At 44.1% G+C, this 11,553-nt stretch carries 10 protein-coding genes; all 10 read right to left on the bottom strand.

Translation table 11 applies throughout. From position 1 onward, the window contains the following. Positions 1 to 593: 593 nt before the first annotated feature. The 10 genes from GLW00_RS16360 to GLW00_RS16315 all read right to left on the bottom strand — a co-directional run bounded on the left by GLW00_RS16360 (position 594) and on the right by GLW00_RS16315 (position 11,407). On the bottom strand, positions 594 to 1,028 hold the full coding sequence (locus tag GLW00_RS16360) for a DUF4181 domain-containing protein (RefSeq protein ID WP_160915845.1): 435 nt from the start codon (positions 1,026 to 1,028) through the stop codon (positions 594 to 596). Between the two features lie 288 nt (positions 1,029 to 1,316). Next, positions 1,317 to 1,472 carry a hypothetical protein gene (locus GLW00_RS16355; protein WP_160915843.1) on the bottom strand — a complete coding sequence of 52 codons (156 nt, stop codon included), beginning with the start codon at positions 1,470 to 1,472 and terminating at the stop codon, positions 1,317 to 1,319. Positions 1,473 to 1,630: 158 nt separating this feature from the next. After that, a complete protein-coding gene (locus GLW00_RS16350; RefSeq protein WP_160915842.1) occupies positions 1,631 to 2,491 on the bottom strand; it encodes an alpha/beta fold hydrolase in 861 nt (286 codons plus the stop codon). Between the two features lie 149 nt (positions 2,492 to 2,640). Further along, positions 2,641 to 3,186, bottom strand: coding sequence for a GNAT family N-acetyltransferase (locus GLW00_RS16345; RefSeq protein ID WP_160915840.1), 546 nt, complete (start codon positions 3,184 to 3,186; stop codon positions 2,641 to 2,643). Between the two features lie 260 nt (positions 3,187 to 3,446). After that, positions 3,447 to 4,742 (bottom strand): DUF5068 domain-containing protein, encoded by a 1,296-nt coding sequence (locus tag GLW00_RS16340; protein WP_160915838.1) that lies wholly within the window; start codon positions 4,740 to 4,742, stop codon positions 3,447 to 3,449. A gap of 433 nt (positions 4,743 to 5,175) precedes the next feature. Then, complete coding sequence (locus GLW00_RS16335) at positions 5,176 to 5,466, bottom strand: hypothetical protein (RefSeq protein WP_326316546.1); 291 nt, start codon at positions 5,464 to 5,466, stop codon at positions 5,176 to 5,178. A gap of 453 nt (positions 5,467 to 5,919) precedes the next feature. Continuing rightward, on the bottom strand, positions 5,920 to 7,074 hold the full coding sequence (locus tag GLW00_RS16330; RefSeq protein WP_326316545.1) for a saccharopine dehydrogenase family protein: 1,155 nt from the start codon (positions 7,072 to 7,074) through the stop codon (positions 5,920 to 5,922). A gap of 18 nt (positions 7,075 to 7,092) precedes the next feature. Then, positions 7,093 to 8,589: an aldehyde dehydrogenase family protein gene (locus tag GLW00_RS16325; RefSeq protein ID WP_160915834.1), complete on the bottom strand. Its 1,497-nt coding sequence runs from the start codon at positions 8,587 to 8,589 to the stop codon at positions 7,093 to 7,095. Further along, a complete protein-coding gene (locus tag GLW00_RS16320) occupies positions 8,586 to 10,232 on the bottom strand; it encodes a thiamine pyrophosphate-dependent enzyme (protein WP_160915832.1) in 1,647 nt (548 codons plus the stop codon). The genes GLW00_RS16325 and GLW00_RS16320 overlap by 4 nt, the downstream gene beginning before the upstream one ends. A 5-nt stretch (positions 10,233 to 10,237) precedes the next feature. Continuing rightward, positions 10,238 to 11,407, bottom strand: a complete 1,170-nt coding sequence (locus tag GLW00_RS16315; protein WP_160915830.1) for an aminotransferase class I/II-fold pyridoxal phosphate-dependent enzyme — start codon at positions 11,405 to 11,407, stop codon at positions 10,238 to 10,240. Positions 11,408 to 11,553 lie beyond the last annotated feature (146 nt).

Genomic DNA, 11,553 nt, shown 5'->3' with positions numbered 1-11,553 from the left:
TATTCCTTTGCTTTTTTTATTTTCAATCATTTATTCTCACCTTACTCCTACATGAACTGTTTGCTATTTAATAAGCTGATCTTCCGTTAATATGCTTAAAGTGATTTATTAAGCAATCGCCCCCGTTTGTTTAATACTCGATGTCAAGATAATTGAGGGATATATTATCGCCTATAATTAAAAGCCTTAACATCAATTTCATCTATATCGCACAATCCTTTGGTGATTCATTCTCTTCCCTCTGACCAAGCGGCAATTCCCACCGATTCCTCAAGGTGTTGTAACATAATAAGTATTTTCCATCACACTTTATTCACTAATTTTTTCGTAACTTTTTCCCTAACAAAAGTGCTGCAACTATAAATGTCACGACAAACAAGGACTGTGCAATATTTGGTCCCCAGTTCAAAGTGTCATGTCTAATATAATCCGCTATAACTAACCAGGCTGTAAAAAGAATAACTCCTACAATATAAATTATACTTGTTCTAATAATAACTCCCTCTCAATCAACTTCATTTTAGAAATTCATTTACTTAATAGAAAAAGCTAATGTGGAACTCCTCTTAAACAGATACACTTTATGGCGTGGCTTATACCAGTCCCCAAAAATCTGTGGTTAATATCGATATGTATATCAGAAGGATAAGTGTCATCTCCAAAATGGTTACTTTATAAGCATTAGGGTTTTGTGCATACTTTCGTTCCATTACAGCTCTTCCTAATTCCGACACCACAAGAAATACAATAATTATATACCACGGCTGTATAAACCAATATGTATTTGTTGGATAACTCATAATGTTGATGCTATATCCTAAAATTAGACTGATTGCAGCAATGATTCTTATTATCCGATCAATCTTTTTATGTTTTTCATTAACATGGTTGTAGGAAAATACCTTCTTTCTCTCCACCTTTAACCATCTTCTAATTATTGTGTTAAAAGAAACTAACAATAAACTAACTATGGTTAACAGAAGCAATAACCCCAACCAAAAATCTGAATCCAGACCATAAACTAACATAATGTGCCTCCTTGCATTTTCTGAATTGGGTGATGTTGAATAACCTTTATAAAAAACTTTATATCCATATAATACCCCTCCTGATCTTTATTAAGAGTATCCTTAATCTAATAAGAAAGGTATTCTCAATATTGAAGTAAAGCCTCAATACATTAAGATTTGAATTAAAACTAGTTTACTTTCACTAAATGAACATAAAAAAACTTCTTAATGCAAAAACCGCCCTTTGAAAAGGCGGTAATCTTAACAATTTTTCCTTTTATTCAACGAATGCAGAAGAAATATTGTCTAATTTTTCTCCAGGATCACAAGTGAAGAAACCATGGGCACCAATCCAACTGGACTCTGAGAAACAACCTTCCATCCCTCTTGAAGAAGTTGATTTAAATCACTTAAGTTATTCTTTTTATCGGATTGATAATGAACTGTGATGGCCTTTTGCATAGTACACCTCCTCGGATCCAACATGCAATATCATGTACGTACTCCTCCATGTAAAGGTTTCAAATCCTAGCAAACATTGAGAAGAGGGCAATTCTTCTATTAAAGAATTGCCCCCGTTTCTATAAGACTCAAACTCGAGACATTTCGAGCATCACCCATTAATTAAAAGAGGGTTGATTTTCCTTTAAGAATAAATCAAATATTTCATTAAATCGCTCTGATTCCTCTAAAAATGGGTAATGGTTACTTTTCTCAAAGATGACTAATTTCGAATTAAGAATACCTTCATTCATTTCAATTGAGTAAGTCAATGGACACTGAACATCATGCCTACCACATATAATTAAAGTAGGTGTTGATATAAACTCTAACTTTCTAGTTACATCATAGACCTGTAATTCACGGTTGAAGAAATTCATTCGAGTAACAGACATTCCTTTATGAATGTTAAGTGAAAATAACTGCTCATATTTTTCAGGCATAAATAAAGATAGTTTAGTTCTTTCGACCTTTAAATCATTTATTTTTTCTGGTGGTAGATCCGAATGTTTTAAAGCTTCAATTAGTTTTTGCATTATATGAAATTTAGGATGTTCTGAATTGTAAATACACTCTTTCGAAAACGTCATATATTCTCTTGCTGCTGCTCCTACAATTACATTAAAATCTAGACGTTCTGAAAAGTGTATTCCGTAAATTATTCCCAGCATCCCTCCAGTCGAATGTCCAGCAAACCCCCACTTACTAAATCCTAATTTTTCTCGGATAGCTTCTAAATCGAATATAGATTCCAACATGCTTAATTGGTAAGGTTCCATTGCTTTATCTGAATGCCCTGCTTCTCTTAAGTTAACTAAGAATACTTTGTTCGTGCTTGTAAAGGACTCAGCAAAATAGTCTCCTGTTTGATTAAATTCAGAGTAATGGTGGGTTACACAGAGTGGGGCCCCCTCCCCCTTTATGAATATCTCAAATACACCGCGGGCCGTATGTAATAATTTCCTTTCCCAATTAACCAATACTAGTTCCTCCCATTCATGTATTAATCTAAATTCTAACACAATATTTTACAGCGATATCTTGAACACAATCCTGCCCGTTAGCAAAAAAGCGATTGCTCATATTGAACAATCGCCCCCTATACATAAAGACTCTATATCGAGATAAATTATTTATTTCTCCACTCCTCTTGAAGCAAACCATAAACCACTCTGTCATGATACTCACCATTCAAATACTCATAATTACGTATAGTACCTTCCTCAGTAAACCCTAACTTTTCGGGTATTGCCCTACTTTTAAGATTCTTACTAGCGACATTGATTTCAACCTTTCTTAATTCTAAATCATGAAATGAATGCTCTAGTAATTTCTCAACTGATTTAGTTGCTAACCCTTTTCCTAGGTAGTTATCTCCTAACCAATATCCTATCTCTGTTTTCTTTGCATCCCAATCTATGTACAAAAAACCAATTGAACCAGCAAGTCTTCCTTTATGCCAAATGCCTGCCCAATAACCATTATTAGAAGCAAAGCGTTTCAGAGACTTTTCAATAAATGTAACAGAATCCTTTACCTCGTGTGTTTTTTCGGGAAATGTTAACCACTGACTAATGTTACTTCTACTTTCATTAATCACTTCATATAACTCACTTGCATGTCTTGGTTCTAAGATAGAAAGATGATTTTCTGTGTCCATGAATGCTTTGTACATTTTTTTCCCCCTAGTATTTTCTTTAGTTCCAATTATTTCAAAACCACCCTATTTACTCAACCTTATTACAAAAAAACTTGAATTATCTCGAAACTGAGTCTTCAACAAACCTGCCCTTTACTTGAAGACTCAGTTTCAAGATATTTCTTAAAACCGCAAGCAACACGATTGAAAATATAAACCTTTTTCGCTAATAATCCATGTTTATTTATTTTCATAAAAATTATAAAAAAAGCTGCCGTGACTCGGCAGCTTTTTAACTATTGACTTGGCAGAGAAAACAAAGCGGTTTTCCCCTTAAATAACTCTTTACCATCATCTCCCGTAAACGGGCCGAACTCTAAATCAAACGTTTCAATAGTTTCAAAATCATCTTTTCTAAACAGGAAGACGTGGTATTTCTCGCCTGTTGCACCTGCTTCAACCGTCTGGGAATCATTCGGCTCCACCATGCCCTGACTAATCACGGAACCGCGATTATCGTCAACGCGGATAAATGATGATAGTAGGAAGGTATTCAGCTCTTTGTCGGACTGGTTATCAATGGTCAACTTAACCGTAAGGGCCACAATTCCCGCATCCCCGAAGTTACTAAAAAGGGATTCGTTGCCTTCTGTTGGCTCTAATTCTGCATATTGTACACCATTTAGTGTGATTCCTACATCTTCAATTTGCTTGGTTTCATAAATCCCTGACTTTTCAAAAATCATTTCCTTATTTGCCATATTCCCTGTTGTCAGTCGATCCTGGTAAAAATCTGCTGAACTTTCAACCTCAGCTTTTTGTTCTTCTCCATAAATTAAATCGTAGGTGGCCGTTCCCTTAAAGGAGTCTTTGAATTCTTCATTATCAGCTGCTCCACCTTCGATGACGAATTTCGGTTTCACCCTTGTCATCACGTCATATTGATCATTCGTAAGGGTAAAAGTCACTAGGCCCGTGACCTTTTCGTCTGCACCATACTTCGAGGGTTCCTCCTCGTCTTTTGATACTGGATATTGATCACGCACGAATGTCCGTTCAGAGCTTAAGAAGTCTGACTCATTCACTCCCTGTATTCGGATGAAACTGGGATAATACACCGGTTCATCCCGAGTATTTTCAATAGTTACTTGTGCGGTCACGACATATCCATCGGTCTGATCGTCAAATTGTATCGACATATCTTCGCTCATATCCGTAACTTTCACAATCTGGTATTGGTTTATGGATACAGTAAACCCTTCCATATCGTGAACATACTCTAAATTATTTTCACTTGTATAGATTTCTTTCACGTCCCCTTGTGACTCTTCTGCAATGTTAGGGTTCATGATTTCACCGGAGGAAACAGCGGTCTCCCCATTATCTGAATCGCTATCTGCAGATTCTTCTTCCGTTTCCTTGTCTTCTTTTTCACTGTTCTCTTCCTCTGTACTTACCGATTCTGAAGTTGTATCTTCTTCTGCTTTTTCATCGCTGTTGCCTGATGTTGAAGTATCCTCATTACTTCCGCATGCGGCAAGAATAACAAGGACGAACAGGGCTACAGCCCATATCCTATTCACCATTTTCATAGTCCCACCACCCTCCTTAATTGGATGATTTAGGTAATTCTATATAGAACTACCCCTAAATACCTGAGTCAAAACTATTATCTCGTTCTAGTTATTCAAAGATGATATAGCAAAAAGTTCTTGATTTTTTTCAAAGAATAGGAGCCAGGTACCTGGGGACGAGTAATAAGGTGTGATAGGTTGCAAAAGAGGATCTTAATGCTTTCCCCTTTTGATTCGAATGTTTACCCTGGTAAAAAAAGATCCCAGCAAAACAGCTTCTCTTTTATAGAAGACCAAGTTTCAAGGCAAATAAAAGACCAGTAATGTTTGCCTTTTATTTGCTGAAAGGCACATTACTGGTTCCACTTTTTCTGAAGAACAAGAAAATATCGATTATTTTTTTAAAAAGCAGATGTTACCTAAGGCACTCCAAGGGACACTGCTCCACATATCAAGAACGGAATTGCTTCGCATGCTCCTTGGCGAAATTGATGATCTTATTGTAGGTGTTCCGTTCAAAATCCTTCTTCGATGGAATGTGTAACGTAGCATTATCTTCATCGATAATTTTAATGCGCTCCCCGCCCCTGACATAAAGGGTGACGTATAAAAAGGGTTCTCTCATCCCTAATTCTACACGCAACTCTCTCGGAAAGTCTGCCGTTATGATGACACGATCCTCTACTTGCTTCAAACTCAACTGACTGTGAAACTTGAGGTTCTCAATTCCATTTATATGCACCTATACGCACTCCCCGTTTTTCATTATACATACCTAATCATACGTTCTTTTAAACTCATTATCTGTCGTTTGTTGCTTTATTCACAAAGCTTTAACAAACCGTCCAGCTTACCCCTAGGATAACCGTTTTCATTCTTCAGTTCCTAAACTCCATGTAAAAATTTCATACTTGTATGTGAAATATTGAGCATAAAACCTCACACAAGGCACTTATCTGTTGGTACCAGGTACGTAAAAATTTTTTCTGTACCTGGTACCACGAAAATGGAACAACCAAAACACATGAAAAGGACCGGACAACCGCCCGGCCCTTACATGTAATTTTCTTCACAGAAAGTCTGGCACCATGAGCATTCGGTTTGGTGCCTGTCACCAAAAAACAAACGGCAGTGTCAGGCACCGAAAAAAGCATAACAGTGCCTGGCACCACATCAAAAGATAACCATCCCAACCCTACGCTTGTTCTCTGATCACAACTCCGCGCCGCATCATTTCATCGATATAAACATCACCTGGAACAATCGTTTCCGGAGGGCATACGCCTCGTTTCGTGATCGTTCCTCCCCCGATCATTTGAGCAACGACAGAGATGGTGTTCGCTGTTGCGCGGGCCATCGCGGTTACATTCGTCGCTCTGTCTTTATAGGTGACCATTTCATATTCACACGACTTCCGTACACCGTCTTTCTCTCCGCCTACGATGACACGGAGCAGGACGGCATCGTCTTTATCCTTCAGCTCAAGCAGTGGATCGATGCTCTTCAGCAGCACTTCCCTCGTCTTGATTTCCATCCCGCGGATATTAACGACCTGATCCGCTCCTGTCAGGTTGAGATCGACGAGCAGCTTCATTTTCTCGGCATGTCCGGGGTAACGGATCGTCTTGTACTCGAGACTGTCGATGTGCGGGTAAGATTTCAACAGCGTCGACGTCCCGCCGGAGGTATGGAAAGCTTCCAGTGGACCGAATCGTTCAAAATAGATGTTTTCAACTTCCGTCAACGACTCCACTTCCCGCAGTCTTCCATCCCTGATGATTGTCGAAGGATCGGAATAATGGTCCAGCAATCCTTCCATGGAAAACACATGGTTGTACTCAAGTGGTGGATCCGGTCTCACCGGAATACCGCCCACGAACAGGCGGATCGCTTCCAACTTATCAAGCTTTCCTGCGCCGTACCCTGACAAAATGTTGATCATGCCTGGAGCGACGCCAAGATCCGGAATGACCGTTACTCCCGCTGCTTTCGCCTGTTCATCGAGCTCGAGCACTTTATCGGTGATGTGACCGATGTGTCCCCCTAAGTCGACGGAATGGACCCCGACTTCGATCGCTGTTTTGGCTACGATTTCATTGAAGGAGTAGAAAAGGGCATTGATGACGACATCATAATGGCTGATGAACTCCGCCAGTTCGGTCTGGTTTCCGGCATCCACTTTGAAACCTTGGATTTTGGAAGAGTTCAATGAATCAGAGACCCGTTGCGCGCGGTCGAGGTCGATATCGGCGAGTCCGACTTTCTCTACTCCCGAACTATGGACGAGATCGCGCGCCGCTTCTTTTCCCATCAATCCAGACCCTAGAACAGCTACTTTCATAGTCCGCACTCCTTTTTCTCTGTAAAATTACTCGACATCGATTTGGGCACGCTGCAGTTTCCCGCTGAAATCGACGTACACCGCTTTCCATTCGGTGAACACATCGAGGGCAGCCACTCCAGAATCCCTGTGGCCATTTCCGGTCCCCTTCGTCCCCCCGAATGGCAGGTGGATTTCAGCTCCTGTCGTCCCTGCATTCACATAAACGATGCCTGTATCTAAATCCCGCTGAGCGGCGAATACCTGGTTCACATTTTGTGTGAAGATCGAACTCGATAAGCCGAATTCCACACTGTTGTTGATTTCAACAGCTTCCTCAAAACTTTTCACAGGAATCAAGGATACGACCGGCCCGAAAATTTCTTCCTGGGCGATGCGCATATCCGGTTTCACGTCCGTGAATAACGTCGGAGCAAAGTAGTTTCCTTTCTTATGATCGCCGTTCTCCATGATATAGCCGCCTGTGAGAAGTTTCGCTCCTTCTTCCTTCCCGACGCTGATGTAGCTTTTCACTTTTTCAAGACCTGCCCGGTTGATGATCGGTCCGACTTTGATCGATTCATCCAGTCCATTTCCGATCGAAAGTTTGGCGATCTCCTTCTGCAGGCGCTCTTCCAGTTCATCTTTCACCTTTTCATGAACCATGACGCGGCTGCAGGCGGTGCAGCGCTGGCCGCTTGTCCCATAGGCACTCCACAGAATGCCTTCCACCGCTAGGGATAAGTCGGCATCATCCATGACGATCACACCGTTTTTCCCGCCCATTTCCAGGGAAACTTTCTTGAGACGCTGGCCGCATTTCCCTGCGATGCCGCGACCGACTTCATTCGATCCTGTAAAAGAAATGACGCGGATGTCGTCCTGCTCGATCATCGCTTCTCCTACTGTGGAACCCGAGCCGAATACGACATTGATGACCCCTTTCGGCAGACCGGCTTCTTCGAAAATCTTCGCCAGTTCATAGGCCATGATCGGAGTTTCTGTTGCCGGCTTCCATACGACCGCGTTTCCGGCAACGATCGCCGGGAAGGACTTCCATGTCGCAATCGCAATCGGAAAGTTCCACGGGGTAATGATGCCGACGACGCCGACGGGCGCGCGGACGCTCATCGCAAATTTATCCTTCAACTCTGAAGGTGTCGTCTGCCCGAACAGTCGGCGGCCTTCCCCTGCCATATAGAAGGCCATGTCGATGCCTTCCTGAACTTCTCCCCGTGCTTCTTCAATGACCTTTCCGTTTTCCATCGTCAACAGCTGGGAGAGACGCTCTTTGCGTTCTTTCATAATTAAACCGACGCGGTACAACACTTCGGCTCGCTGTGGTGCCGGCACGAGTGCCCATGTTTTCTGCGCTTTTTTCGCTGCCCTTGTCGCTTCTTCTACATCAGAAGCGGCAGAGAGAGGGACGTGCACCAACGTTTCGGATGTCGCCGGATTGACGACGGCTGCCGCCTTGCCGGAAGACGGGTCCAACCATTTACCATCTATGAAATTCTTTAACTGCTCCTCATGAATCAATGTCACTTTGATTCTCCCCCTTTTTTTCTTAATTGGTTGATCGTTTTCGATAATGAAATCTGCTCAGGATCTGTTTCTACTTCAATCACGACAGGCTTGTCCAGAACCAGCGCCTGATCAAGCGCGCGTCTGAACTCTTCCTGTGTTTTCACATAAAAACCTGCCGCCCCCAGATTCTCCGCTACTTTTGAAAAGGCGACCTCCCCTAAATCCGTACCGATGACTTCGCCCGGGTAATGGATTTCCTGATGCATACGGATCGTTCCGTACATCCGGTTATTAAAAACGATGCTGATAATCGGAATGTCATATCTGACGGCTGTTTCCATCTCCTGCATCGTCATCATGAATCCCCCGTCCCCCGAAAGTGAGACGACCGTTTTGTCAGGATCAGCAAGCTTCGCTCCCAGGGCTGCCGGCATGCCGTACCCCATCGCACCTGATGTTGGTCCTATATATCGATGTTTCTTAAATTGAAAATACGTATGCAGCCAACCGGCGAAGTTTCCCGCATCGTTCGTCAGGATACTGTCTTCCGGCAGGTTCTCCTGCAAAAGGGAAATCACTTCCCCGTTCAATGTTTTGCGACCTTCTGTCACGAGCGTCGCCTCGTAGGCTTTCCGTCTCGCGCTTGTCCAAGCCCTCAAATCTCTTCCGTAGGCGGCAGCAGCTAAAGCCTCGAGCATTTCGTTGGCATCTGCAACAATCCCCACATCCGGAGGGTAGACTTTGCCTAAGACCTCGTCATCGATATCACAGTGGATCAAGGTCTGCTTTTTTAACAGCGTATAGTCCTGTGTCGTTACTTCCGAGAGTCTTGTCCCAATTGCGAGCACTGTATCCGCTTGAGAAATCGTCTCTAAAATGTTCGGATGGGTGCCGAGCCCGAGATGTCCGCAATAGTGGATATCATCGTTCGGAAAGACATCATGACGTCGGAACGCACTCACAATCGGAGCTCCCCATTTATAAGCCAGTCGCTTCAACACCATTTCTGCACCCGCAAGCTTCACTCCCCCACCCGCTAAAATCAGCGGACGTTCCGCTAAACGGAGGCGGTCGACCACCTCGATGACTTCATGATCCGATGGCTTCGGTGCCGGCCTTTTCACAACAGGTCCGAATGACATGAGCGCTTCTTTTTTCAAGACATCTTCGGGCAAAGCAAGGACGACGGGTCCCGGCCTCCCGGTCATAGCGATCCTGAGCGCCCGTTGGACAAATTCCGCCGTCCGGGGCGGTTCGCGGATTTCAGCCACCCATTTAGCGATCGGTCTGAAAAAAGCTTCAAGATCGACTTCCTGGAAGCCTTCACGTCCACTGAAGTTCGTGTGCACCTGTCCGAGGAGAACGACCATCGGTGTGGAGTCCTGACAGGCCGTATGAACACCGATCGCAAGGTTGCTTGCACCGACACCTCTTGTCGCCATCACCACGCCCGGACTTCCACTCGCTTTGGCGTATCCTTCCGCCATGAAAGCGGCCCCGCCTTCGTGTCTGGCCGAGATGAGATCCACGTCCGGCTCTTTTAAAATGGCATCCATCACAGGAAGATAGCTCTCCCCTGGTACACAAAACACTTTGGAAATGCCTTGCCTCTTCAGACAGGAGACGATGGCTTCCGCGCTCGTCATCTGACGTTCATCCATGGACTTCAGCCTCCCTTCATCGCTTTTCTCATTCGTATCGAAGCTTCATGCAGCCGCTCGATCGGAACAGAGAGGCTCATTCGGAAATAACCTTCTCCTTTCTGACCGAAAGCTGTTCCAGGCGTAAGAATGATGCCTGCTTCGTCGAGCATTTTTTCAGAGAATTCCTGCGAGGTATATCCTTCTGGCACACGCGCCCATAGAAAGAAGGTCCCCTTCGGTTTTTCCGCCTGTATATTCATCCCATTAAAGGCGTTCATCATTAGATCGAGCCGCTGCTCGTAGGTCCGGTTGTTCGCTTTTACCGATGAAAAATCACTCCGCAGCGCTGTAGCACCAGCTAATTGGATCGGTAAAAACTGACTCGTATCCATGTTGCTCTTGTACACACTGAGCGCACGGATCAGCTCCTGATTGCCGACGACATAGCCAAGCCGCCAGCCGGACATATTGAACGTTTTTGAAAGCGATCCGAACTCGACAGCGATTTCCTTCGCGCCAGGAACCTGTAATAGACTGGGAGCCTTGTAATCCCCGAACGTCACGAGATCGTAGGCGGCATCCTGGATGAGTGAAAGGTGGTGTTCTTTCGCAAAGCGCACCGCTTCCTCAAACGTCTCAAGATCGACCGTTCCGCCTGTCGGGTTGTTCGGATAGTTGAGCAGCATCATTTTCGATCTGGAGACATCCCTTGGAGAGATTTGATCGAACAACGGTGCATAACTGTTTTCTTCATCCAATGGAAAGCGGACGGTCACTCCATGAGCAAGATGGATCGCCGATTGATAGACAGGATAGCCCGGATCCGGCGCAAGCACCCCGTCCCCCGGGTCGAGGACGGCACTGATCAAATGGGCGATCCCTTCTTTCGAACCGATCAGTGTCAGCACTTCCGTCTCTGGATCCAAATCCACGTCATAGTGAGATCTATAGAAATCCGCGACGGCCTCTCTGAACTCCCGGCAGCCGCCGTACGGGGAATATTTATGGTTCTTCGGTTTGCGTACCTCTTCGGTCAAACGGTCGATGATGAATGGTGGTGTCGGTAAATCCGGGGCCCCGATGCCGAGATCGATGACATCAACCCCTTGAGCGGTCAACGCGACTTTCTTTTTATGAAAAATGGAAAACAAATAGGGTGGCAGGCTCTGCACCTGCTTCGAGCTTTGGATCATGGAAAGACCCCCTTCAAACAATGTGGTTGTCCCATCGCTCTATCCTATTAATCCATCCATGATTCTATGAAACAAAGTTTTCAGGTCATCTTTTCCAAATCGCTGCATATAGTGTGATATAGCCCGTCAAGGACAACTCCCCTATC

It is taken from the genome of Halobacillus litoralis, from assembly GCF_009856445.1.
GTDB lineage: Bacteria > Bacillota > Bacilli > Bacillales > Halobacillaceae > Halobacillus > Halobacillus litoralis.
This window is presented reverse-complemented; position numbering and strand designations above follow the sequence as displayed.